The following is a 23,215-nucleotide window of genomic DNA, read 5'->3' on the forward strand; positions in this document are numbered from 1 at the left end:
GAGCATACGACTGCCGGAGCCACGTGGAAGGACGACGAAGCCCGGTCCGGTGCCAAGCCGCTCAGCTCAGGCCGGGCTCGCCGGCCCGGTGTGCCTCATCGCAGGTCGAGAGTGGACGTCGCCGTGAGCCGGAACCGGCCGCCGAGGGCTTCGCGGCCCTTGAGGTGAGGGGGATGCCCCTCGGAGACGAGCGTGACGGACAGCCCTGGAAGTTCGTGCAGGGGGGTGAGGTCCACTGTCGACTGCTCGGGCACCGGGCCCAGGGTGACCCGCCGCAAGCCCGGGAAGGTCCGTGCGAGTCCGGTCAGATCGGCCTCTCCGTCGAGGCTGGGCAGGGTGAGCGAGTGGATGCCGTGCTGGACCGGCAGTCCGGCGAGTTCCGTCGCCGGGTCGCGCACCGGGATCTGCAGCGCTCTCAGCCTCGGCAGACAGGTGATCTCCTCGAAGAGGTCGACGAGCGAGGTCTCCTGCCACACGGCCAGCCCGCGCAGCCCCGTCCAGTGGCGCAGGGAGTCCAGTCGTCCGCCGTCCGCGGCCACGGACAGCCGTGCCACCCCGGGATGCGGCGGGGGGAACATGTCGCGCCCCAGGCCCCGCAGGCGCAGCTCCCGCAGGTGGTGCAGGCTCGGGATGACGGCCATTTCCGCCGGGTCCAGCAGTGTGGCCTCCAGCGCGAGCATGGTCAGGTCCGTGCCCCGCAGAGCCGAGATGTCCTGGACCCAGGTGCCCGCGCCAAGGCACAGGGCCTTGATTCCGGGGCGTCCGCCGAGGAAGGACAGGTTGCCGAGCGTGTGGTTGTCCTTCACGGTGAGCCTGCCGAGTTCGGTGCGCGGCAGGTCCCGGTCCAGCTGGGAGGCGGGGAAGGCGCCGCTGACCACGACGTCCAGCAACGGACCGAGGTGATGCAGATTCCGGATCATGTGGTCCCGGTCGACGTGCACCACGACGTCGTCCAGCCGGATCCGGGCCAGCACTTCACGGGCGTAGCGCTCGACCGGGAAGTCCCGCCAGGCCGAGACGGCGAACTGGCGAATGACGGCACTCGGCTGCGCGGCGTAGGCGAGGGTGAGCGGCAGGCACTCCGGGGTGCCGATCCTACTCAGGGTGGTGACCACCAGAAGCTGCACGTCCTGCGCGAGCCCCCTCGGACCAGGCAGCATCGGCAGCACATACGGCCCCAGCCTGGCCACCTCCGTCGCCTGGATGTCGTTCTTCGGCGGCATGAACGCCTTCACCCGGTCCTCGACGGCCTGGAGCGTCCTGGCCGGCAGGAACACCGCCTCGGCCGCGCAACTCGCCGCGAGCACATGCAGGTTCCACCGCTCGTGCCCCGTGAACTCGTCGCCCTGGTCCATCAAGTCCTCGATCACGGAGCGTACTTCGGCGTCCGTGCAGTGGCCGACGGACAGCAGCACGACGTCGTGCCACTCCTCCTGCGAGGCATGGCGCAGGAGTTCGCCGAGGCAGTCGCTGTTGCGGAACTCGGCCGCGGCCAGGTAGTCCTGGAAGGTGCGGTGAATGAACTGGATGCTGTCCGCCGTCCGTTCCTCCAGGACGCCACTGCGGTTGAGGATGTGGCGCAGGACCGCCTGCGCGGAGCCCTGCCCCCGGACCTTCGGCATACCCTCCAGGGCCGGGGTCAGCTGCTTGATCGCCTGCTCGTGGGAGAGCTGTGACTGTCCGTTGCGCACCAGCCAGACGGCGATGCGCTGGAGGAGCGCCTGATGCGCCTCCGCCGGCAGCTCGATCCCTTCCGGTTTCGGGATCTTCCGCCGTGCGTCCCGTCGGCCCAGGAGCATCTTCAGGGCCGCCAGATACAGTTCGGGGCGGCTCACCGGGAGGTCGCCGCCGCTGCGCCGGTGCAGCGCACAGACCACAGCGCACAGCAGCGGGGTCCGGGCGAGGTTGCGCAGCGCGGGGTTGGAGGTGAACTCCGCCTTGAGGGTCGCCTCCAGTTCGGACAGCTGGTCGCGCTCCTCGGCGGAGACGGACTCCTCCAGGCGTGCCGTGTCGTGCCAGGCGTGCACGAACGTCTCGATGTCCGTGTCCCGCATGGGCAGCAGGCGGAGTTCCTTGAAGCCCTCGCCCGCCAGCCAGTTCTCCTCCACCGCGAGCGGCCGGACCGTCACCAGGCACAGGTTGGCGGGGAACGTGGCCAGCAGCGAGCTGAGCCACTGCCCAGCCTCCTCACGGTCCTCCTGCGGAACCTCGTCGAGCCCGTCCACCAGCAACAGCGCCCGCCCGGCGTCGAGCACCCGGCGCGCCCAGTTCCGCGGGGGATCGCCCGTCATCAGGCCGGCCACCCGGTACAGCGCGTTCGGCGCGGGGAAGCCGTGCCCGTGGGCGCGCAGCCGCCGCAGCGGCACGACGAAGGGCACCAGACCGTTCAGGGCGCCGAGGCTGCCCTCCAGGGTGACCGAGGCCGAGTGCGAGGCGATCCACTCGACCAGCGTCGTCTTCCCCGCGCCCGCCTCTCCCCGCAGCAGCACGCGGGGCCCGGCCGCCATCAGCTGGTCGTCGACGCGCCGGGCCCACCGGGGCACGCCGCGTGCCCGCCGGGAGGACGAGGCGTCCTCGGCCTCCAGGTGGAGGTAGGCGGTGTCCAGGTTCCAGCGCGACTCGTGCGGGCCCAGGTCGTCGATCCCGATGATCGCGATGCTGTGGAACCGGGCCTTGATCGCCTCCCGGTACTCCTGCTCGAACAGCTCGTCGTGGCGGTGGAACTCGGTGACCGGCTCCAGGTTCCGCGGCCGGTGTTCCTCGGGCAGGGTGAACGCCGAGGTGACGTCCTCGTCGAGACACTCCGCCTCGATCCGCAGGTGTCCGCGCCCGGCGGGGACGCTCGTCACCACGCCGATCAGCACGCCGCCCGCGAACACCGGGGCGCCCGAGAGCCCGGCCAGGGGCGAACGCCCGTCCTCCCGCTCCACCGCGGGTGGCCGGGCGAACTCGCCGACCAGGATGTTCGGCCGCAGTCGGCTCGCCATGGGCAGCACGGTGAGTTCGTACTGATCGCATTCGATCTCGCCGGTCAAGGGGTCGCGTTGGACGTGCGGGAAGCCCACGACCTGGCAGTCCCGCACCGGCTGGGCGGTGGCGACGCGCCCCCAGCGCAGTCTGCCGAGCGGCTTGAGACCACTCTGCCGCAGCACGTCGGCGCGGGCCTCCAGCAGCGCGAGGTCACGCTTCTCGTCGACCCAGCGCACCTCGCAGGCCGTCCACTGCGAGCCACTCGGGTGGATCACCGCGACCGTCTCGTGCCCGGCGGTCACGCGAGGCGACCCGTCCGCGGCGGGACCCGAGCCGCCGTCGGACTCTTCCGGTTTCGCCTTCCGCACGACGTGTGCCGCGGTGAGGATGTGCCGGGGCGCCAGAAGCACACCGGTCCCCTGGGCGGTACCACGCGGTCCGCGGGCGAAGCGGCTCGTGCCATGGCGTTCAGCGCGTGGTGTCGCGGCCGAAGCGGGCACTGCTGCCCTGTTCCGGGTTGCCCACCTCGACGGCCCCTCCCGTACGGGTGTCCTTGGGGGTCAGAGTGAAGGCGACGCGGTGCGTACGGGTGTCGGCGCGGGTGCCGTCGACACCGGCGTCGACCACCCATGCGCGGACCTTGGCTCCCGTGGTGGCCTCCATGCGCAGCTCCAGAGCTGGTCCCGGACGGCCTCGATCGCGTCGGCGAGCTCGATTCCGTCCGGCGTGTCCGCCCGCTCCATGTGCCCCCGCTTTCGTCCCTCGATCAGCCGAATCTACCTCAACGAGGGCCCTGCGTAGCGGACTTGAGAAGACCCCGGTCCGGCACCGGATTGGCCCATCCCCCTGGAGATCGCAGGGAAGCCTCGGGCCTGGCAGACTGTGCGCCACCTTTGGGGGAGGGAGATCGTCGTGCCGCATGAGCTGACCGTGCGCCGGATACTCGGGGACCAGCCGTTCGCCGAGATCGGCCGGCCCGTGTGGGCCGTGACCGACCCACGTCACGGCTGTGTCATCGCCGCCGGTGACCTCGGGCACGTCACGTGGCGCGGTACGGGCCAGTGGCTCGGCCACCGCATCGGCGTCTACGACGCCGACACCCTCCGTCCACGCCACGTCGTCCCCTCCCGCTACCCCGTTTGCGCCATCGAGCCCCACCCCGAGCTGCCGCTCGCCGCGATCGGCACCGGCCGCTACGACGGCTCGTGGGACTTCCAGGGACAGCTGCTCCTACTGCACCTGGAGACCGGGCACGTGACGAACCTGCTGAGCAAGAGCCGCCAGGTGCGCCACCTGCGCTGGCTGGAGGACGGCAGGCTCGCGATGCTGATCTCCCCCGAGGACAAGGACAGCGGCTTCCGCAAGGGCTTCGAGCTGGCCGTCGCGGTGGACGACTGGCTGTCCGCGCCGGCCGGACTGGTCGACCCCGACGACACACGCCATCCGATGGTCGAGAGCGGGCTGCTGTACGACCCCCAGGTGAAGGACACCCTCGCGCGGCTGACGCAGGGCCGGTGGCAACGGCGGGCGGAGGTGCGGGACCTGGCGGTGCTGGCGGACGGCCGGGTGCTCGCCACCGGACCCCACACCGACCTCGAATGCTGGGATCCGTCGGGCGCCCCTGCGTGGTCCCTTCCCACGGACGGGGAGGGAAGCGTACGGATCGAGGCGGCGCCTGACGACACCTCGGCGTGGGTCACGTACCGGGGCTACCGGCGCGACGAGACGACGGGCCGCACGGTCGACCGCGCGACCACGGTCCGGCGGATATCGACGGCGGACGGCGGCGAGTCGGACCGCCTGGACCTGCCGTCGGCCCCCGCGCTGTGCGCCGCCGCCGAAGGCTGGCTCGCCCTGCGCCCGCAAGGCCGCGACGCACACGCCACGCTGCTGCTCGCCCCCACGCACCAGGAGACGGCACGCCTCGACCTCGCCCCCAACCGCTCCAACTCCCCCGCACTGCGCGTCAGACACAGCGCCAGTCGGCTGTACGTGGACGGCCCCGGCCCGGACGACGACGCGCCGTGGATCCACGCGATCGATCCTCCGACCGCCCACGCCTCCGCCACCTTGCGCGCCCTCTTCCCCTTGCACTGGGACCCTGCCTCGGCGCTCCAGCCCTGGTACGGCCCCGCCGTCGAGCTGACGCACGCCCTCGTCCACGCGGGCCGGGCCTACGAACGGGGCGCCACCTACGCGGACGCCCGTGAGGGAACGTACGTCGTCAGCCGCCGACTCCCGGACGGAGAGGCACGCTGGGTGTACCGCACCGACAAGCCGCTCGCCGATCTCGACGGCGACGAGCGGAAGTTGTACGCCGTGTATCTCACCGGCGAGATGGAGACCCTGGACCCGGAGACGGGCGAGGTGCGCGCCCGGCACACCCTGCGCGCACACGGCCACCCGGTCACGCCGGTGTCCGCCGCGTACCGGGCGGACCAACAGCGGCTGCTCGTGGGGACGGTGGACGGGCGGATCCTGGACTGCGAGGTCCGGGACTGACCGGGGTGGGGTGGTGTCAGCGCCCCTCCGCGCGCACACGCTCCGCGATACCCAAGGTCAGCTCCTCCGCCTGATCCTCCAGGTTCCATTTCCCGTCGCGGTAGGCGTGGTTGCTGACCCAGAACACGAGGACGCCGTCACGCAGGGACCGGCTCACCAGCCCGAGCGACCAGTCGTTGCCGCCGTCGTGCCAGGCGAGAGGGCCGTCCGGGGTGTCGCGAACGACCCAGCCATAGCCGTACGAGTCCTCTGATCCCGGCTCCGACACACGAGGTTCGAACAGCTTGTCCCTGGCCCGCGCCGGCAGGATCTCCTCACCCAGGAGCGCACGGTGCCAGCGGAGCATGTCCTGGGCGGTGGAGAGCATGCCGCCGTTGCCACGCAGGTTCCAATACGGTCCGTCGGCAGCCCAGGGGTGGTCGAAGGGCCTGCCCTTGCTGCGCCCCTTGCTGTCGTACTCCACCGCGACCAGGTGGCGCGGCCAGCGGGGCAGCACGTATCCGGTCTGCTCCATTCCGGCCGGGGCGAACAGGTGCCGGGCCAGGAACCCCTCGTACGTCTCCCCCGATGCCTCCTCGACTATCGCGGCCAGCACGCTGTATCCAGTGTTGGAGTAGTGGAACTCCTCGCCCGGGTCCGACCGCAGCCGCGACGACAGAGCCCCGCTCACCAACTCCTCCCGTGACAGAGGGTCGTAGTCATCGCCGAGTGCCTCGACCAGACCCGACGTGTGCGTGAGCAGGTGCTCGATCGTGATGGCGCGCTTGTCCTCGGGCACGGGCCGCCCGACGCCGAGGAACCGGCTGATCGGATCGCTCACCCGCAGCCGCCCCATCGCCTCCAGCTTCACGATCGCGGCCGCGGTGAACTGCTTCGTCATCGACATGACGTCGTACACGGTCGCGCAGCTCGCGGGCGTACCGGCGGCTCGGTCCGCCGCTCCGAATCCGCCGCAGTACGCGAGCCGGTCCCCGCGCGCGGCGACCACCGTGCCGCTGGGCCCGGCAGGCAAAGTACGGCGCAGGAAGTCGGCGACCGCCTCTCCGGGCCGGGACGGGGACTTCGCATCACGCACCGTCGGCGCCCCGGCGCCGGACTCGACGGCGCACCCGCCCAGCATCAGCACAACGGCGGCAGCGGAAGCGGTGATCGTACGGCGGCGGTGGCGGGACAGAGTCGTACCCATGTGACCTCCAACATCGGGAATCCGCCCCGAGGTTGGCTGCCGCTCTCGCCGTCCCTCAAGCCACAATGGTGTTCGAGCTTGTGCGAGCTCGTGTACGTCCAGGTCAACAGGGGGACCACCATGACCACAGCACCGCCCACACCGGCCGACAGCGACGCCGCCGCCTTCGTCGCGGCACTGCGCCGCCTCAAGGCATGGTCGGGCTTCAGCTACCGCCAACTGGAACGCCGCGCGACGCAGGCAGGCCACACCCTGCCCTACTCCACCGCCGCGACCATGCTCGGCAGGGACCGGCTGCCCCGTGCGGAGTTGGTCGCCGCGTTCGTGGCGGCGTGCGGGGTGGGGGCGGACGAGGCGGAGGCGTGGCTGGACGCGCGCATGATGATCGCGTGCGGCGGGCGGGCAGCCGAGACCACGACCGTGCCGACGCCCACGCCTGCTCTGCGGAAGCGGAACAGGATGTTCCGCCGGCCCCGCTGGGCGCTCGCGGTGGCCGTGGCGCTCACCGCGGCACTTCTCGGCGGTGCGTCGGCGGGCGGTGCCTTCACCGACGACGTGGAGGTCAATGACACGGCGACCTCACTTCACCAGCCACGTTCCTGATCGCTGGGATCGGAGGTGGCTTCTCCTCGGGGCTGCGTAAAGTACCTGCGGTCATCGAATGGAGAAGATCTTGGACGCGGTCGAGTTCCCCCTCAGCGCTCGGGTGCGCGGGGCCCGGCGCCGGCTCGTCGCCACGAGCGCGGCGGGCGCCGTCCTCGCGGGAACCACTGTGGCATCCGTGGTCGCCGACGCCTCCGGGTGGGTGTCGGTGCCGCGGGCGATTCAGGCGGGGCTGGTGCTGGTCACGCTGTTCGCGCTGCCCGTCGCATGGGTGGGGGTGCACGCCGTGTGGGCGCTGCGTGGGCGGGCCGAGTTGTTCACCGCCGCCGGAGACCACCCGCGGCGGCGGCCCACCGACCGGCAGTTCGCCAACCACCTGCGCGACGAGCACCCGCTCACCCCACTGTGGTGGATGGTTGCCGTCCTCGGCGGGCTCGGCACGCTCTGCCTCGGCGTCGCGCTCCCGTTCGCCCTGGCGGACGGCGCCGTACTCGCCGGTGCACTCCTCGGAACCGGGCTCGCCGTCTCCCTGGCCGCCCTCGCCCTGGCCGTGCCCGGCATCCGCCGCGCCGACCGCCAGGGCTTGGAGGACCGCAAGCGGCGTACGGCACTGTGGTCCGTTCCTACTGCCGTCGAACGCAGGCTCGCGATCCCCCTCCTCGGCGTCGGCGACGGGGGGCACCTGGGTGCGTGAGCGCCGCCTGACGTACTCGTCTTCAGGATGAACTGGCTCAGTGCTCGCAGAGCGAGAACTCTCGTTCGTAGAGCTGCTCGTTGTGTTCGTCGACGAAGAACTTGCGTTCCTGCATGAGTTGTTCGCGGTAGCCCTTGGCCTGCTCCAGGGTCATGGTCGAGGTGTCGGACCATGGCTGTTGCGGCGGCACATCGGATGTCGAGACGATCTTCTCCGAGGGGTCGACCAGGAAGAACGCGAGAATTTTGCGATGTCCGGGGCGGGTGGGGTCCGCGAGGCGGAATGAGCCGACGCGGTGCTGCAGGATGTTCGGGAACGCCAGGCAACGGCCCGCCGGGGTCGCTGCCGACCCCAGCACCTGGTTCAGGGCGTCCTCGTCCTCCAGGCCGTAGACGTCACGCATTCCGTTGTCGTCGCTCTGTTCGTACTCCGGGTCATCGAGTGCCGCCCGGAAACTCAGCCGGCTCTCGGTGATGTTCTCGCTGTCCCAGTAGTAGATGCCGGTCGAGACGATCCGCTCGTTCATCATCCCCTCGACATGCCAGGAACCGCCGTCGTACTCGGGCTTTTCCGGGGTGAGATGAATGGTGGCCAGCTTGACGATGACCTGGACACGGCGGCCGCGCAGGTCGACGCGGGCGGAGTCGTCGGGCAACTCGGGCTGGGTGAATTCCGGGGCGTCGGGGATGACCGGGCGGCGGTTCTCCCACCAATCGTCCTGGGCCCTCTCCCAGGCACGGACGGCTTCGGCGTAGGCCTCATCACCACTGTAGGAAGACTTGTCCGGATACTCCGGCTCCGAGTCGTACCACCCGTAGGGATCGACCTCGATCCGCAGGGGTCGCGGATGACGCAGATCGGTGAGCACGTTCTCCAGCAGCGGGCGCATGCGCGCGAACAAGTCCGGGAGGACGGAGGCCAGTTCGCGGTGCGTCTCGGGGTGGACGTTGTTGACGTATGAACGGAAGGCGACGTCGCCTTCGTCGCTGACGTCGACGTCCGTGGGCAACCACTGGAACTTCTCGGAGAATTCGTACCGGGAGTACCGGTTCGTCGGGTTCTGCCAAGCCTGCTCGGGTGCGCCGCTCACCTCGTGCACCAGGCAGAAGAGTGAGGGATGAACCAGGTCCAGCACCTGGCCATCGGATCCGGGATGCCAGTCCTTCTCCGCCTCGGGGACCTCTTCCAGAACCCGAACCGCGTCGCGCAGCCGGGATCTGAGCTCGTCGTCGACCAGGGTGTCCGACTGCCACACGCCGTCAACGGCGGACACCTCGGCACCGGTTCGCCCGTCCCGCAGTGCGGCATAGTGCGCGAGTTCGGCAAGCACGTAACGGACCTGCGCTTCGGTGAGGCCCTGGGCGACCGCCTCCTGCGTCCACCTGGCGACGATGGAGGCGTCGTTCATCTTGTCGAACCACCCAGGCTTCGCCCGAATGTGGGCGCTGCACTGCATCATCTCAAGTTCCCGCAGCGTTCGCGGTGTCGCGAACGCTATGGAACCGGATGCGTGAAAGGGCAGCGGGAAAGCAGACAGGCCGGTCAATTCTCTTGGTCCTCCCAGTCGATGTGCGGCGGCGGGAAGGATACTTCAGCGGTGTGACACCGCAGCCGCGGTCTTGGGTGGGCCTGGTTGCGGTCGGCCTGTCACACCGTCACAGCCGACGAACACCGCTAACCTCACTGGTCACTAAGCGTCACACCCCGAGCACGCGCTCGATGCACATCGTCTCGCATCGATGAGTTCCGACGCCCGGGGTGGTCCACCGCTGTACGCAGCGAGGGGAGAAGCGGAATGAGCACACCCGAAGTCCTGATGGAAGGCATCGTGTTCGGCGAGTCACCACGCTGGCACGACGAGCGGCTCTGGTTCTCCGACTGGGGCGCGCACCAGGTGATCGCACTGGACGCCGACGGCCACCACGAGGTCGTCGTCACCGTTCCGTCCTTCCCCATGTGCATCGACTTCCTCCCCGACGGACGACTGCTCGTCGTGGATTCGGCACACCAACGGCTGCTGCGCCACGAACCCGACGGATCACTCGTCCCGCATGCCGACCTCGCCAAGATCTCGGAGAAACCGTGGAACGACATCGTGGTCGACGGCCGGGGCAACGCCTATGTCAACACCATCGGCTTCGACTTCCCCGGCGGTGAGTTCGCACCGGGCCAGGTCGTGCTCGTCACGCCGGAAGGAGAGGTCCACCGGGTCGCCGACGACCTGGCGTTCCCCAACGGCATGGCGATCACTCCGGACGGTGCCACGCTGATCGTCGCGGAGTCGTACGCGAACCGGCTCACCGCCTACGACATCGACAGCGACGGCAGCCTCGGCAACCGGCGTGTCTGGGCGGAGACACCCGACGACCACCCGGACGGGATCTGCCTGGATGCCGAGGGCGCCGCTTGGTACGCCGACGTCGGCAACCAGCGCTGTGTCCGTGTGCGCGAGGGCGGCAAAGTGCTCGCCACCCTCGCCCTCGACCGGGGCGCCTTCGCCTGCGCACTCAGCCGCGGCGATGACCCCCGCCTCTTCGTCGTCGGTCAGACCTGGGGCGGAGCCCAGACGCAGAAACCCAGCGGACAGGTGGTGGCGTTCCCGGCACCGGCACCGGGTGCTGGGAAACCCTGACCCACCCAGGCCCGGCATCCCGAGCCGGTTGCCGCCTGTGGCAGGCTCAGCCCCCATACACAGAGCACTACGCGGATGTCTTCGACACCCCGAGTCACGTCCTCGCTTCGACGATGGCACTGGTCCAGCGCGTGGCCGGGCCATGAGGACCGTGTTGGGGGCCTCAGGAGTGAACGTCCTCAGCGCCAGCGGCCCGGGAGCGGAGCCGGTGACGCCGACGCGAAGCTCGCCGAGAGCATGGCTCGCGGACAGCACCCCAGGAGCTGATCCAGATCCTGAGAACAGAGTTCTGGCACATACTTTGGTGGCTACTCAAGGGCTCGGTAGTCACGTGACGGACTAGCCAGCTACGGAGCCTCGGCTGGCTCGTACGGGTAACACTCCGGGGCGGCCTCCCTGGCCTCCTCCGGAGCCAGTCAGAGCACAGCGAAGGATGCGAACGGTCCGCGAGGTCCAATGTCAGTGCCCGTTCATAGGATCACGGCATGTCTGATGCCTTCACCGTCCTGTGGACCCATGCCACGTGCCATGCCCTGCGCAAAGCGGGCCGCGTGGGTGAGCGTCCGCCCGTCGCTTTCAGCGGCGTTCATTCCTCTCTGCCCGCATGGTCGGGTGCTCGTTCCGGGGACGAGGTGTACGCGCTGCACGTCAACCAGTGCCAGGTGTTCGTCGTGAGCCAGATGCGGGTGATCGACACGGAGCGCCGGGACTGCTGCGGCACGACCCCCGCGACATGGGACGCCCCCGCGTATCCCGGGCACGGCGACTGGTCGATGCTCGGCGCCGGTGGCTGTGGCGCCATGGCGGTGCACGTGGACGCCACGCCCGTACGCTTCGACGTCCCGATCCCCGGCGATCTCCTTGCACGGCTCACCTGGCGCAACCGCAAGGGCCAGACCCGCACTCTGAAGTACGTGGTGGACGGCCGCCTCGAACGCTCAGTCAGCCTCCAGGGGTTCTACCGACTGACCCCCGAGTCCGCTGACGAGCTGGCGGCGACCGTCAACAGCGCGGGTCCGGCCTCGGTGGCGTAGCTACATCTGAACGCGTTTTGCGGTGTAGCGAGTTGGTGCCTCGGTGTGCCGTGGGAACCCAGTGGTCGCCGCGACCAACGGCTCGCGCCTACGCACCGCTAGACATGGTGAAGAGTCGCCCGGTCCTCGATCCAGGCGACTACGCGACCTCGCACGTGAGCGTCGAGAGCCTGCCCGTGGGGCTCTGCGCGGTCGAACCGGTGGAAGTACGCGCCACGCACGCCGGACAGCTCGGAGTCGAGCGCCACCCGGAGGACCGCCAGGGTCCCGTCGTCGAGTGTCGAGGCGATGGGGAATCCGCCCTCGACGACCATACGGGTGGGCATCTCCCGGGCCGGGTGGACGACGTTCACCGGAATCCCGCCTTGAGCCAGCTCGATCGCGGACATCACCAGCGCGACCTTGCTGCGGCAATAGGCCTGGATGCCCTCATAGTCGCGCTCATAGTTCAAATCGTCGAGATCGAGCGGTAGTTGTCCCATACTGCCCACCTGCACGATCCGCCCTGTGGAGGTGAGGGCGCCGGAGAGCTCCTGGGCGATCAGGTGCGGCGTGATCGCGTTCACCGCCATCCGCAGCTCGACCGCCGCGGTGTTGGTCTCCCTCAAGGTGGGATCGACCCCGCCGCCGACCGCCGCATTGTTGACCACTAGGTCCAGCGGGCCCTCGCCGATGACGGTGCGACACATCTGCCGGACCGCCGCGTGGTCGGACAGGTCGCATTCGACGACCGACGGTGTGGGTGCACGCAACGCCTCTGTGGCTACCACCAGTTCATGGGCTCGTGTCGCGGTGCGCACGGGCAGCACCAGCCTCCAGCCACGTCGGGCGAGGTCCAGTGCGATCTCACGCCCAAGCCCGGAGGTGGCGCCCGTCACCAAAGCAGTATTCATACCTTGAAGACTATCAAGAGCTTGATGGTCCTCAAGGGTTGTAAGCTCAAAGCATGGCACTGACGGTGAGCGAACGGCTCGGGTACGACATCAAGGCCACTGAGATCGCGTTCATGACGGCGAAGACCGAGGCGCTGCGGTCGATGGGCCTCACGGTGGCCCAGTACGCCGCCCTGCTGGCACTCCGCGACAATCCCGGCATCAGCGGCGCAGGTATCGCCAGGGCATGCCTGGTCACACCTCAGGCGTCAGCGGCCACACTCAAAACCTTGGAAGCCAAGGGCCTCGTCGTACGTGAGCAGGACGACTGGAACCGCAACAGCCGGCCCAACCGCCTCTCCGAGGAAGGGCAGCGCCTGATCGACCTCGCGGACTCCGCCGCCGGCGCGATCGAGCAGCGCATGTACGACGCGCTCACCCCAGCCGACCGCGACACCCTGCGCCGCCTCCTCAACCAGTGCCGCGCCGCCGTAGCAGCGAAGTCCTGACCTTGGCGACTTCACCCTGCAGCCAGAAGTGAGCAAGCCCGGCTCAGCCACCGGCTGCAGGATCGTGACTGCTACCTGACTGGCCAGCCAGATCCACCTGCGGGTCGGCCTTGAGGTTGAAGTACCAGGGCGGGGCATCACATCTGCTGACCACGCTCCCCTGCGAGGAAGTGCCGGACGTCGGCCGCCAGCGAAGCCATCTGCTCGCCGGCCTCCAGCCAGGTGGTCACCGACGCTCCCCAGCCGCCCGCGGCCTTGGGCCATGGCCGCAGGGTCCAGGTCAGCCCGACGTGCCCACCCGATCGGACAACGGCTGACACGACCAGGTCCCGGTCGTTGGTCTGCCAGCTCCGTTCGCCGTCCCATCCCCGGTAGTCGGCGGCGAGTTCCTCCAGGAACGCGGCGAGATCGCTGTCCCAGATCCAGGCGACGACCTCGTCGACTCGAGCCGTCAGACCCGGGGCCCGTAGTTCGACGGCATAGTGCACGGAGTCCGCGTCGAAGCTGAACCGGTCGCAGAACGTCACGCCGACGGACGTGTTGTCCTGGCAGCGGATGGCCACGCTGAGCTTGTCGTTGGTGTCGTCGTCCGGGGAGGTCATGGCAGAAGGCTAGGTCAGCGCCGCATGTGTCGTCGTTCGGGTTCGCCGCCGGTGGTGCGGAAAACTGAGCGCATTCCCCCTCTGCACCTGAGTACGTGTACTCACGTGCAGCAGGGCGGCTTGATCGGAAACTTGGCGCATGAGACGAACCCCCGCCCTGACCAGCACGATTGCCAGCTCCCCGCGCCGCCCGCAGGCCGCGCTTGCGACAGCGGTCCTTGCCGCTCTGGTGCTCACCGCCTGCGGCACCGAGAAGACGAGCGCCGAGGACCCGCAAGGCAAGCCTGCCGGCACTGCTCAGGGCAGGCCCGTTGCCGCCTTCACGGCGATGCTGGACGAGGTCGCGCAGTCGTGTCCTCCCAGTGCCGCGCCCGAGGCGCCGCCGAGCGGTCCGGCGCAGTCACTGCCGCCCGGCGCGGTGGAGGTGTCGCCGGACGTGGAGCCCGTCGCCCCCACGTCGGGTCCGGAGGTGGAGCTGAACGCTCGCGACTGGTGCGCGAGCGCCCTGCATGAAGAGCGCATCACCCAAGCCCTCTGGGATCTGGCGGATCCCACCCCCGCCAAGGTCCGGGCGATCCTCAACAACCTCGGCTACATCGACGAGCGCATCCACGACCTCAAGCAGTCCGGTGCGACCACGCGGTTCTCCCTCGATCTGCGTGACAAGGGCGGACGGCTCTGCGTTGTGGGCACGGTGGCCGGCGAGAACACCATCATCGACACGTGCGTAGCCCCTGTGACCGGCCCGTTCACGCCAGGCCAGCGAAAGCGGTGAACACCAGCGCCTAGGAGGACGTCTCACGTGGTGAGTTTGGCGAGCTTCTTGTAGCAGGTGAGGACGGCTGCGAGGCCGAGGAAGGCGAAGAAGTGAGATCCCTTTCGCTCGTACCGGACGGTGAGCCGGCGGTAGCCGAACAGCCAGGCGATCGACCGCTCGATCTTCCAGCGGTATCGGCCGAGCCGCTCGCTCGATTCGATCCCGGGACGTGCGATGCGTGGGACGATTCCGCGTTCGCGCAGCCAGGCGAGGTGTTCGGCGGAGAAGTAGGCTTTGTCTGCGCGGAGTTTGACGGGCCGACGCCGCCGCGGCCCTCGGCGGGAGCGGGCGGGGGTATTCCACGGATCAGGGGCTTGAGGGCCAGGCTGTCGTGGGTGTTCGCACCGGACACCGCGACGGCCAGAGGGATGCCCTGGGCCTCGGACAGCACGTGCAGCTTGCTCCCCTTCTCGCCGCGATCGACCGGGTTCGGTCCGGTCAGCGTGCCCTCCTTTTGGCCCGAACCGAGGCAGCATCGACAATCGCCGAGGTCCAGTCCAGCTCGCCCCGCGCGCCGAGTTCATCCAGGACCGCCCGTTGGAGCCGACGCCACAGCCCCGCCCGGGTCCACGCGGTGAACCGGCGATGCGCCGTCGCGGGCGAGACGCCGAACGTCTCCGGGAGATGCCGCCAGGCACACCCGCTGGTCAGCACAGACACAACCGCCGTGAACACGGCCCGCTTGTCACACGGAGCGGTCCCGCCGCCCTGCGGACGGGAATTGAACGACGGCAGCAACGGAGCAGCCAGCTCCCACAGACCGTCAGGAACCGGCCGGTACGACAGATCGACACCCACAAGCGGCAATGAGCCCTGAGCCGAAGCACAGTAGTTGTCACCGGCAGAGCCGGATGACGTGGCGAATCAGACCGAACGAAGCAGCCTGGTTGTCACCGACGAGGCATGGGGCTTGTCACAACTGCTCATTCAGCAGCCTTTCTGTCACCAGTCCCGCGACCAACTGCCGGAGGGGTGCGCAGCCGTAGACGTTCTCCCTGAGGCCCGAACATGATCAGGTACTCGACCGGCCCGTCGGATCCGGCGTTCGCGACTCCGTGAAGGATGCGGGTGTCGAATTCGACGACGTCCCCGGCAGTCAGGACGAGGTCCTGGCTACCGAGTGCGAGCCACAACCGCCCGTACAAGACACACAGCCACTCGTAGCCCTCGTGGGACACCTGCCGGGGCCGCCCAGGCGGCTCCGCACCGGCAGGCAGGACATGCTTGTGGGCGTGCAGGCCGCCGACGTAGCGGGTCAGTGGCAACACCGCCTTGTCGTCGCCGAAGCTGTGCGGCGCAGTGCTGCGGGGCGCGGCCGCAGGGGCGGGTGCGGTGCCGACCAGCTCGTCCAGGGCGACTGCGTATTCCTTCGCCAGCTGTAGCAGCACTTCCAGGGTGGGCTTGCGTTGGCCGGTCTCGATCCGCGACAGCGTACTGGGCGAGATGCCGGTTGCGCGGCTGACATCGGCGAGTGTGACGCCACGGCGCTCGCGCACGACCCGCAGCCGGGGCCCCATCGCCGCCAGCGTCTGCGCCACGTTGTCTCCTGCCACCGTCCCCGTTCCTCCTCGCTGTGCCGCTTCACCGCCTTGGCCTGCAAGCTTGCCAGAATGGCAATGCTGATCGCGTCGAGTGGCCCCCGCGTCGCATGATCGATGGGTACCCGCCGGCCGCCCGCGAACCGAGGAGAAGTCGCCCATGCGATCCGAGCCGACCGCCGCACTCAGCCACCGCACCGTCGAGGCCCCGGCCGGGCGCCTGCACCTGGTCGAGCAGGGCACCGGCCCGCTGGTGTTGCTCGTGCACGGCTTCCCCGAGTCCTGGTACTCCTGGCGCCGCCAGCTCCCGGTCCTCGCCGCGGCCGGGTACCGGGCGGTGGCGATCGACGTACGTGGCTACGGCCGCTCCTCCAAGCCCGCCGCGACCGACGCCTACCGAATGCTCGACCTGGTGGAGGACAACGTCGCCGTAGTACGTGCCCTCGGCGAGGACAGCGCGGTGGTCGTCGGCCACGACTGGGGCTCCAACATCGCCGCCGCCTCCGCCCTGCTCCACCCCGGAGTCTTCCCTGCGGTCGGCTTGCTGAGCGTCCCGTACGCGCCGCCCGGTGGCCCCCGCCCCACCGACATCTTCGGCCGGATCGGCGGGCCCGAGCAGGAGTTCTACGTCTCCTACTTCCAGGAGCCCGGCCGCGCCGAAGCGGAGATCGAGCCCGACGTCCGGGGCTGGCTCGCAGGCTTCTACGCGGCCCTGTCCGCCGACACCATGCCGGCCGAGGGCGAGCCCGACCCGCACTTCGTCGCCCACGGCGGCCAGCTGCGCGACCGCTTCCCCGCCGGCCCGCTCCCGGCCTGGTTGAGCGAGGAGGACCTCGACGTCTACGCCGGAGAGTTCGAGCGCACCGGCCTGACCGGCGCCCTCAACCGCTACCGCAACATGGACCGCGACTGGGAAGACCTCGCCCCCCACCGCGGATCCCCCATCAAACAGCCCGCCTTGTTCGTCGGCGGCGCACTGGACGCGTCCACCACCTGGATGGCCGATGCCATCGACGCCTACCCCACCACCCTCCCCGCCCTGTCCGCCTCCCACCTCCTGGGCGGCTGCGGCCACTGGGTCCAGCAGGAACGCCCCGACGAGGTCAACAGCCTCCTGATCGACTGGCTCGCCACTATTCAGGGCTGAACCAGGCGGGCTACCGCGGGCAGGCCGCGCAGAGGTGGCGCATGGCGGTCTGCTCGGTGATGCCGAACAGTCACACCGCACGTACTCCACTACGCCGGTGACAACAAGCGTGCCTACGTGACAGCTACCGTGCTTCGGCTCATGCCCCAGCTCACCGCGTCACCACATGAGACATCCTCTAATCAGCAGTCAGCCGATGAGGGCCTCGGTGATCTGCCGCGTGGTCTGCGCCGCGACTCGGGGATTGACGGCGGCGTAGTGGACGTAGGCGTTCAGGCCGGTGGCCAGGGCCCAGCCGCGGCCGCGCGTCCAGGTGGCGTCGTCCACGCCGAGTGCGTCGCGGAAGGCTGCTCGGCCGACGACAGACATCAGGGTGAAGGCGATCATCAGGTCGCTGGCCGGGTCGCCGATGCCGAGCCCGCCGAAGTCGATGACGGCGCTGAGGCGGCCCTCGACGGTCAGCAGGTTGCCGGTGTGGAAGTCACCGTGAAACCAGACCGGGGAGCGGTCCCATCCGGGCGCGCTCAGCGCTGCGTCCCACAGTTCGGCCATCGCTGTTGCGTCGAACACGCCGTCGAGCTGGGCGATAGCGGCCCGCGTTGCGCCGTCCCGGTCGGACAACGGCTGACCGGTGAGGTCGTCCCGGGTGTTCTCGGCGGGCATGTCCTCGGGCGCGAATCGCTGCAACGCCGTCAAGAACTGCGCCAGTTGGACGGCGGCCGCGGAGGAGTCGGCCAGTGCGTCGACTGTCGCCACCTCGCCGTCCAGCCAGCGGGACACCGCCCACGGCCACGGGTAGCCGAGGTCAGGCTCACCCACCCCTACCGGCATCGGGATGGCCAGGGGAAGGTGAGGGGCGAGTCGGGGCAGCCACTCGAACTCCTTCCTCGCCTGCCCGATGGCCCCGTCGTGACGGGGCAGCCGGACCGAGAGTTCCTCGCCCAGCCGGTAGATCACATGGTCGGAGCCGGCCGGGTCGAGCAGCTTCAGGGGCAGCCCGGCCCACTGCGGGAACTGGCTGTCGACCAGGCGTCTGACCAGTGCGGCATCGATGTCCGGGCGGGTGTCCGCGGTTGGCGCGGTCGACAAGTCAGCTCCTGTGGTCGGCGCGCTCAGCGCGGCGGACAGTCGGGGCCATCACAGTGGTTCGCGCCTCCGCTTGTCGACCGAATTTCACGACGCTCACTCGGGCTTGAATCAGATCCCGCAGCTCACCGAGTCCGAGCCGTGGCCCTGCAGTTCGACCGGTGCGGCGACCACCCCCACCTTCGGCCGCGACCACCACGCCGCTGGACACAGGTGGACGACGTATAGAGTGCCGGAGCTTCACGCATGGAAAGGGCCGATGCCTTGACGACGATCCAGCAGAGCCGGGCCGGAAGACGACAGGCCATGCGCCGGATCCGCTCCCGGCGCTCCCCGGCCGTACCCCTCTTGGCGCTGGGCTGGGCGGGTGCCGGAGCCGTGCTGTGGCTGTGGTGGCGGAACACCCCGGCGGTCCCCCTGACGGGCGCCGAGTGGCTGGTGGGCGCCGGCCGGATGACCGGGCTGCTGGCCGGCTACGCGATCGCTCTGACGATTCTCCAGATGGCACGGGTGCCGGCGCTGGAACGCCGGGTGGGTTCGGACCGCGTGGCACGCTGGCACGCGATGACCGGCAGGTACGCGCTATGCCTGACCATCGCCCATGTCGTGCTGATCGTGTACGGGTACGCTGCACAGGCGGACCTGGGCGTCATAGCGCAGTCCGTGTCGATCGTGACGGACTACCCGTCGATGATCGAGGCCACGGTCGGCACATTGCTGCTGCTCTTCGTCGGTTTCGTTTCCGCCGGTGCCGTGCGGCGCCGCATGCGCTACGAGACCTGGTACTACCTGCACCTGCTCACCTACGGCGCTGTCTACCTCGCCTTCTGGCACCAGCTGGCGACCGGCAGCGAGTTCGCCGACGACGCGGCAGCCCGTACGGCGTGGTACGGCCTCTATGTCACGGTCGGCGCCCTGCTGCTGTGGTTCCGGGTGCTCACCCCGGTAAGGCTCAACCTCCGCCACCGCATGCGGGTCGAGTCGGTGGTGCGCGAGGCACCGGGCGTGGTGTCCGTGTTGATCCGGGGCCGACGGCTGCACCGGCTGGGTGCCGAGGCAGGGCAGTTCTTCCGCTGGCGGTTCCTGACGGGTGGCCTGCGGTGGACCGCGAACCCCTACTCCCTGTCGGCCCCGCCCCGTCCCGACCTGCTGCGGATCACCGTCAAGGCGGTCGGCGGGCACAGTGCGGCCCTGGCCGGGCTGCGGCCGGGCACGCGGGTGTGGGCGGAGGGCCCGTACGGCGCCCTGACCGCGGCGCGCCGCAGCCGTGGCAAGGTGCTGCTGCTGGCGGGGGGCGCGGGCATCACCCCCCTTCGAGCCCTGTTCGAGACACTGCCCGCGGCACCTGGCGACCTGACGCTCCTCTACCGGGCCCGAACACCCGAGGAACTGGCGCTGCGCGGCGAGCTGGAGGCGATCGCGGACGCGCGCGGGGCGCGATTGCTGTACGTCGTGAACAAACCCGACGGCAGCCGAGCCTCGATCACCACGAAGACGCTGCGCAGGCTCCTGCCGGACATCGCCCGGCACGACGTGTACCTGTGCGGCCCACCGGGCCTGGCCGAGGAGTGGTACGCGGCGCTGTGCGAGGCGGGGGTTCCCGGCCGTCGTATCCACTACGAATCCTTCGAGTTCTGAGCCGGGGCGTCTGCGAGCACGGGGTGCGGCGAGTGACAGTCGGGGCCCCGTATGCGCTGTGAGTGGCGTGAGGAAGATCCACCCGCTCCGCCGCATGGTCCTGGCCGGCGCCGCCACGGCCGGCACGATCGTGCTGCTGCTCGCGCTCAAACCGAACACGGACCCGGCGCTCGCCCAGTCCCCCGCCACCCCCACCTCCGCCGCCGCCCTGTCCCCCTCCCCGACGGCGTCATCGTCCGCGACAGCATCGCCTTCGAGGACGGCCGGGAAGCGGCGTGCCTCGGCCTCGCCCAGCCCCGGCCGGTCGACGTCGCGCTCCGCGTCCCACGCCCCGGCCCCCACGAGGACCAGCAGCGCCCCCTCCACCCCCGACGCTCCGAAGACCACGGCGGCCGCCCCCTCCATCCGCACCGTCACCGGCGCCACAGCCCAGACCAAATATGGCCCCGTCCAGGTACGGATCACGCTCACCGACGGCAGAATCACGGGGGCGACCGCTGTCCAGTCCCCTTCCTCCTCACCGAGGAGCCAGGAGATCTCCTCCACCGCCGTCCCGAAACTCAACCAGGAGACGCTGACGGCCCAGAGCGCGGACATCGACACGGTGTCCGGCGCCACCTACACCAGCGCGGGATACAAGCAGTCCCTGCAGAGTGCCCTCGACAAGGCCGGCGTGTGAGGACCGGCGGGTCATCCCACGGCGGCGTCTGGCAGTCTGCGTGCCGCTTCGATTCGGGTGGCCGCGTGCAGCTTGGTCAGTATCCGTGAGCCGTGCACGCCGACCGTGTTGCCGCTGATGAACAGCGCGGCGGCGATCTGGCGGTTGCTCTTGCACCTTCATGGCCCGCAGCGCTGAGCTGGCCGCGCTGCACCAGGCCGGGCGCCCGACCTCCTCCTAGGTGACATCCGCGAGTTCTTCGCCGCACTCGCCCCGCAGGACCCGCCCCGGGCCCAAGTCGGCTTGTAGTGCGTAGGCACCAGAAGACGTGAGTGCTGGTGCGACTGCACCAGGGGAAGACGGCGGCCAGAGACGATGCCCGGCAGGGGTGCCGGAGGCGAGTGTGGGAGTCGCGTGGATCTCACGCATTCCCCTTGCCTAGCGGTGTCTGGAGTGATCAACCGGTGGCGAACTTTCTTTATCGGATCGGACGATGGGCCTTCCTGCGGCGCCGGCTCGTGGGTGGTGTGTGGCTGGGTGTCGTGGTGCTGGCTGTGGTCGCCGCCGCCGTGGCACCGTCCGGGGAGGAGGAGGACCTCTCCATGCCGGGCACCGAGTCGCAGCGGGCCTTCGACCTGCTGGACGAGCGGTTCCCCGAGAGCAACTCCCAAGGCGCCGAGGCCCGTTTGGTGTTCCAGGCCCCGAACGGGCAGAGGGTGACGGCCGGGCAGAACAAGGCGGTCGTCGAGGACACGCTCGGCTCGCTGGACGGCACCGGTCAAGTCGCCTCCGCCACCGACCCCTTCGAGAGCGGCACGGTCAGCGAGGACGGCACCATCGCCTACTCCACGATCACTTACACCGTGGCCGCCGTGGACCTGAACAGCCAGGCTAGGAGCGCCCTTGAGGACGCCGCGAGCCAGGCCCGGGACGCGGGGCTGACCGTGGAGATCGGTGGCTCGGCCCTGGACTCGGAAGAGGAACCGGGCGGTACGACGGAGCTCATCGGCGTGCTCGTGGCGGCGGTGGTGCTGGTGCTCGCCCTCGGGTCGCTGGTCGCGGCCGGGTTGTCGCTGCTGACCGCCTTCGCGGGGGTGGCCATCGCCTTCGGCCTGGTCTCCGCGCTGGCCGTGCCGCTGGGGCTGACGTCGACCGTCGCCATCCTGGCGCTGATGCTGGGCCTTGCGGTCGGCATCGACTACGCGCTCTTCATCACCTCCCGCTTCCGCGACGAGCGCGCCCAGGGCAACGCGCCGGAGGAGGCCGCCGGCCGGGCGGTGGGCACGGCCGGATCCGCCGTCGTGTTCGCCGGCGCGACCGTCTTCATCGCCCTGGTCGGGCTGGGGGTGGTGGGAATCCCCGAACTCACCAAGATGGGCCTGGGCGGCGCGGGTGCCGTGGCCCTTGCCGTCCTCGTCGCACTGACGCTGGTGCCTGCGCTGTTCGGCTTCTTCGGGCGTCTGGTACTGCCCCGTGCCGTCCGCAAAGCCATTGGCCCCGGCGGCGAGCGCGCGCATCGGGTGCCTGCCGCGGCCGGCCGGGCCGGCCTCGGTATCCGCTGGGCACGGTTCGTGCTGCGTCGGCCGGTGGCCGTACTGATGATCTCCGGACTCGGTCTCGGTGCCGTCGCGCTGCCGGCGCTCAGTCTCGAACTGGGGCTGCCCGGAGACGAGTCCAAGTCGGTGGCCACTACTCAGCGCCGTGCCTACGACCTGCTGTCGGAAGGTTTCGGTCCGGGCTTCAACGGCCCGTTGACCGTCGTCGTGGACACCTCGAAGTCCGCGGACGCCGGGGCCGCCACCGACCTGGCCGCCAAGACCGTAAAGGGAATGGACGGGGTCGCGTCGGTCGGTGATCCGGTGCTCAGCCGGGCCGAGGACACGGCCGTGTTCACCGCCGTTCCGCAGACCGCGCCGAACAGCGGCGAGACCAAGGACCTGGTGCACGCCATCCGGGGCGCGGTCACCGGCATCGAAGCCGACACGGGCGCCGCCGTCCTGGTCACCGGCACCACCGCGATGAACATCGACATCTCCCAAGCCATGTCAGACGCCCTCGTCCCCTATCTGACCGTCGTCATCGGCCTGGCCCTGCTCCTGCTGATGGTGGTCTTCCGCTCGGTCCTGGTCCCGGTCAAGGCCGCGCTCGGCTTCCTGCTGTCCGTGGGTGCCGCCTTCGGTGTCCTGGTCGCCGTCTTCCAGTGGGGCTTGGCGGCGGATCTGCTCGGCATCGAGCAGACCGGACCGGTCATGTCGCTGATGCCGGTTCTCATCATCGGCATCGTGTTCGGCCTTGCCATGGACTACGAGGTCTTCCTCCTCACCCGGATGCGGGAGGCCTACGTCCAGGGCGCGTCCCCCGACGAGGCCATCGTGAGCGGGTTCCGGCACAGCGGACGTGTGGTGGCCGCGGCAGCGATCATCATGATCAGTGTGTTCGCCGGGTTCATCGGGATGAACAGCCCCACCATCCAGACGATGGGCGTCGGCCTGGCCTCCGCCGTCGCCTTCGACGCCTTCGTGGTCCGGATGGCGATCGCGCCCGCGGTCCTGGCACTGCTCGGCCGCCGGGCCTGGTGGCTGCCTCGTATCCTGAACCGTGTGCTGCCGAACGTGGATATCGAGGGTGAGGCACTGAACAGGCATGTCCCGGAGCAGGAGATGGCGACGGCGACCGGGCCGGGCGCAGCGGTGCGACGGCTGACCGTCGGCCGGGACTGAACCGGCC

Annotated in this window: 19 protein-coding genes and 2 pseudogenes; 11 read left to right on the forward strand and 10 right to left on the reverse strand. The window is 69.8% G+C overall.

Annotated elements, in window-relative coordinates; all coding sequences use genetic code 11:
• Positions 1 to 95: 95 nt before the first annotated feature.
• Positions 96 to 3,380: an NACHT domain-containing protein gene (locus STRCI_RS00575; protein WP_418953297.1), complete on the reverse strand. Its 3,285-nt coding sequence runs from the start codon at positions 3,378 to 3,380 to the stop codon at positions 96 to 98.
• A 58-nt stretch (positions 3,381 to 3,438) separates the two neighbouring features.
• Positions 3,439 to 3,633, reverse strand: a complete 195-nt coding sequence (locus STRCI_RS00580) for a trypco2 family protein (protein WP_336298780.1) — start codon at positions 3,631 to 3,633, stop codon at positions 3,439 to 3,441.
• A gap of 249 nt (positions 3,634 to 3,882) precedes the next feature.
• On the opposite strand from STRCI_RS00580, the gene STRCI_RS00585 reads away from it, so the two are divergent.
• The gene (locus STRCI_RS00585) at positions 3,883 to 5,472 is read left to right on the forward strand and encodes a hypothetical protein (RefSeq protein WP_269656774.1); all 1,590 of its coding nucleotides are present in this window, start codon (positions 3,883 to 3,885) and stop codon (positions 5,470 to 5,472) included.
• Between the two features lie 16 nt (positions 5,473 to 5,488).
• Here the strand turns inward: STRCI_RS00585 and STRCI_RS00590 are convergent, their stop codons facing one another.
• Positions 5,489 to 6,658, reverse strand: coding sequence for a serine hydrolase domain-containing protein (locus tag STRCI_RS00590; protein ID WP_269656775.1), 1,170 nt, complete (start codon positions 6,656 to 6,658; stop codon positions 5,489 to 5,491).
• Positions 6,659 to 6,778: 120 nt separating this feature from the next.
• On the opposite strand from STRCI_RS00590, the gene STRCI_RS00595 reads away from it, so the two are divergent.
• Both STRCI_RS00595 and STRCI_RS00600 read left to right on the forward strand, forming a co-directional pair.
• Positions 6,779 to 7,261 carry a hypothetical protein gene (locus STRCI_RS00595; RefSeq protein ID WP_269656776.1) on the forward strand — a complete coding sequence of 161 codons (483 nt, stop codon included), beginning with the start codon at positions 6,779 to 6,781 and terminating at the stop codon, positions 7,259 to 7,261.
• Positions 7,262 to 7,319: 58 nt separating this feature from the next.
• Positions 7,320 to 7,955: a hypothetical protein gene (locus STRCI_RS00600; protein WP_269656777.1), complete on the forward strand. Its 636-nt coding sequence runs from the start codon at positions 7,320 to 7,322 to the stop codon at positions 7,953 to 7,955.
• Positions 7,956 to 7,992: 37 nt separating this feature from the next.
• Here the strand turns inward: STRCI_RS00600 and STRCI_RS00605 are convergent, their stop codons facing one another.
• Complete coding sequence (locus STRCI_RS00605) at positions 7,993 to 9,501, reverse strand: DUF4246 domain-containing protein (RefSeq protein ID WP_269656778.1); 1,509 nt, start codon at positions 9,499 to 9,501, stop codon at positions 7,993 to 7,995.
• A 249-nt stretch (positions 9,502 to 9,750) separates the two neighbouring features.
• On the opposite strand from STRCI_RS00605, the gene STRCI_RS00610 reads away from it, so the two are divergent.
• Positions 9,751 to 10,587 (forward strand): SMP-30/gluconolactonase/LRE family protein, encoded by an 837-nt coding sequence (locus STRCI_RS00610; protein ID WP_269656779.1) that lies wholly within the window; start codon positions 9,751 to 9,753, stop codon positions 10,585 to 10,587.
• Positions 10,588 to 11,072: 485 nt separating this feature from the next.
• Positions 11,073 to 11,621 carry a hypothetical protein gene (locus tag STRCI_RS00615; protein WP_269656780.1) on the forward strand — a complete coding sequence of 183 codons (549 nt, stop codon included), beginning with the start codon at positions 11,073 to 11,075 and terminating at the stop codon, positions 11,619 to 11,621.
• A gap of 98 nt (positions 11,622 to 11,719) precedes the next feature.
• On the opposite strand, the gene STRCI_RS00620 is transcribed toward STRCI_RS00615, so the two are convergent.
• Positions 11,720 to 12,514 carry an SDR family NAD(P)-dependent oxidoreductase gene (locus tag STRCI_RS00620; protein ID WP_269656781.1) on the reverse strand — a complete coding sequence of 265 codons (795 nt, stop codon included), beginning with the start codon at positions 12,512 to 12,514 and terminating at the stop codon, positions 11,720 to 11,722.
• 53 nt (positions 12,515 to 12,567) lie between these two features.
• Here STRCI_RS00620 and STRCI_RS00625 point away from each other — a divergent pair, with 53 nt between their 5' ends.
• On the forward strand, positions 12,568 to 13,002 hold the full coding sequence (locus STRCI_RS00625) for a MarR family winged helix-turn-helix transcriptional regulator (RefSeq protein WP_269656782.1): 435 nt from the start codon (positions 12,568 to 12,570) through the stop codon (positions 13,000 to 13,002).
• A gap of 137 nt (positions 13,003 to 13,139) precedes the next feature.
• On the opposite strand, the gene STRCI_RS00630 is transcribed toward STRCI_RS00625, so the two are convergent.
• On the reverse strand, positions 13,140 to 13,604 hold the full coding sequence (locus STRCI_RS00630) for a DUF6228 family protein (protein ID WP_269656783.1): 465 nt from the start codon (positions 13,602 to 13,604) through the stop codon (positions 13,140 to 13,142).
• A 139-nt stretch (positions 13,605 to 13,743) separates the two neighbouring features.
• Here STRCI_RS00630 and STRCI_RS00635 point away from each other — a divergent pair, with 139 nt between their 5' ends.
• Positions 13,744 to 14,379, forward strand: a complete 636-nt coding sequence (locus STRCI_RS00635) for a hypothetical protein (RefSeq protein ID WP_269656784.1) — start codon at positions 13,744 to 13,746, stop codon at positions 14,377 to 14,379.
• A gap of 23 nt (positions 14,380 to 14,402) precedes the next feature.
• Here the strand turns inward: STRCI_RS00635 and STRCI_RS00640 are convergent.
• Positions 14,403 to 15,219, reverse strand: a pseudogene (locus tag STRCI_RS00640) (IS5 family transposase).
• Positions 15,220 to 15,344: 125 nt separating this feature from the next.
• Positions 15,345 to 15,974: a helix-turn-helix domain-containing protein gene (locus STRCI_RS00645; protein ID WP_269656785.1), complete on the reverse strand. Its 630-nt coding sequence runs from the start codon at positions 15,972 to 15,974 to the stop codon at positions 15,345 to 15,347.
• Positions 15,975 to 16,119: 145 nt separating this feature from the next.
• Between STRCI_RS00645 and STRCI_RS00650 the strand changes: the two genes are divergently transcribed.
• A complete protein-coding gene (locus tag STRCI_RS00650) occupies positions 16,120 to 17,106 on the forward strand; it encodes an alpha/beta fold hydrolase (protein ID WP_269656786.1) in 987 nt (328 codons plus the stop codon).
• A 189-nt stretch (positions 17,107 to 17,295) separates the two neighbouring features.
• Here the strand turns inward: STRCI_RS00650 and STRCI_RS00655 are convergent, their stop codons facing one another.
• Positions 17,296 to 18,195 carry an aminoglycoside phosphotransferase family protein gene (locus tag STRCI_RS00655; RefSeq protein WP_269656787.1) on the reverse strand — a complete coding sequence of 300 codons (900 nt, stop codon included), beginning with the start codon at positions 18,193 to 18,195 and terminating at the stop codon, positions 17,296 to 17,298.
• A 243-nt stretch (positions 18,196 to 18,438) separates the two neighbouring features.
• Between STRCI_RS00655 and STRCI_RS00660 the strand changes: the two genes are divergently transcribed.
• Positions 18,439 to 19,830: a ferredoxin reductase family protein gene (locus tag STRCI_RS00660; RefSeq protein ID WP_269656788.1), complete on the forward strand. Its 1,392-nt coding sequence runs from the start codon at positions 18,439 to 18,441 to the stop codon at positions 19,828 to 19,830.
• Between the two features lie 67 nt (positions 19,831 to 19,897).
• Positions 19,898 to 20,509: an FMN-binding protein gene (locus tag STRCI_RS00665; RefSeq protein ID WP_269656789.1), complete on the forward strand. Its 612-nt coding sequence runs from the start codon at positions 19,898 to 19,900 to the stop codon at positions 20,507 to 20,509.
• 11 nt (positions 20,510 to 20,520) lie between these two features.
• Here STRCI_RS00665 and STRCI_RS00670 read toward each other — a convergent pair.
• A pseudogene (locus STRCI_RS00670) lies at positions 20,521 to 20,649 on the reverse strand (LuxR C-terminal-related transcriptional regulator); the annotation flags it as partial.
• A gap of 303 nt (positions 20,650 to 20,952) precedes the next feature.
• Between STRCI_RS00670 and STRCI_RS00675 the strand changes: the two are divergent.
• A complete protein-coding gene (locus STRCI_RS00675; RefSeq protein WP_269656790.1) occupies positions 20,953 to 23,208 on the forward strand; it encodes an MMPL family transporter in 2,256 nt (751 codons plus the stop codon).
• Positions 23,209 to 23,215 lie beyond the last annotated feature (7 nt).

This window comes from Streptomyces cinnabarinus (assembly GCF_027270315.1).
GTDB classification, from domain to species: Bacteria; Actinomycetota; Actinomycetes; order Streptomycetales; family Streptomycetaceae; genus Streptomyces; species Streptomyces cinnabarinus.

Bases quoted from the DNA above. Each gene is read 5' to 3' on its own strand.
- STRCI_RS00620 (WP_269656781.1), bottom strand. From the start codon at position 12,514: ATGAATACTGCTTTGGTGACGGGCGCCACCTCCGGGCTTGGGCGTGAG.
- STRCI_RS00580 (WP_336298780.1), bottom strand. From the start codon at position 3,633: ATGGAGGCCACCACGGGAGCCAAGGTCCGCGCATGGGTGGTCGACGCC.
- STRCI_RS00615 (WP_269656780.1), top strand. From the start codon at position 11,073: ATGTCTGATGCCTTCACCGTCCTGTGGACCCATGCCACGTGCCATGCC.
- STRCI_RS00635 (WP_269656784.1), top strand. From the start codon at position 13,744: ATGAGACGAACCCCCGCCCTGACCAGCACGATTGCCAGCTCCCCGCGC.
- STRCI_RS00660 (WP_269656788.1), top strand. From the start codon at position 18,439: ATGGAAAGGGCCGATGCCTTGACGACGATCCAGCAGAGCCGGGCCGGA.
- STRCI_RS00650 (WP_269656786.1), top strand. From the start codon at position 16,120: ATGCGATCCGAGCCGACCGCCGCACTCAGCCACCGCACCGTCGAGGCC.
- STRCI_RS00595 (WP_269656776.1), top strand. From the start codon at position 6,779: ATGACCACAGCACCGCCCACACCGGCCGACAGCGACGCCGCCGCCTTC.
- STRCI_RS00610 (WP_269656779.1), top strand. From the start codon at position 9,751: ATGAGCACACCCGAAGTCCTGATGGAAGGCATCGTGTTCGGCGAGTCA.
- STRCI_RS00630 (WP_269656783.1), bottom strand. From the start codon at position 13,604: ATGACCTCCCCGGACGACGACACCAACGACAAGCTCAGCGTGGCCATC.
- STRCI_RS00590 (WP_269656775.1), bottom strand. From the start codon at position 6,658: ATGGGTACGACTCTGTCCCGCCACCGCCGCCGTACGATCACCGCTTCC.
- STRCI_RS00625 (WP_269656782.1), top strand. From the start codon at position 12,568: ATGGCACTGACGGTGAGCGAACGGCTCGGGTACGACATCAAGGCCACT.
- STRCI_RS00600 (WP_269656777.1), top strand. From the start codon at position 7,320: ATGGAGAAGATCTTGGACGCGGTCGAGTTCCCCCTCAGCGCTCGGGTG.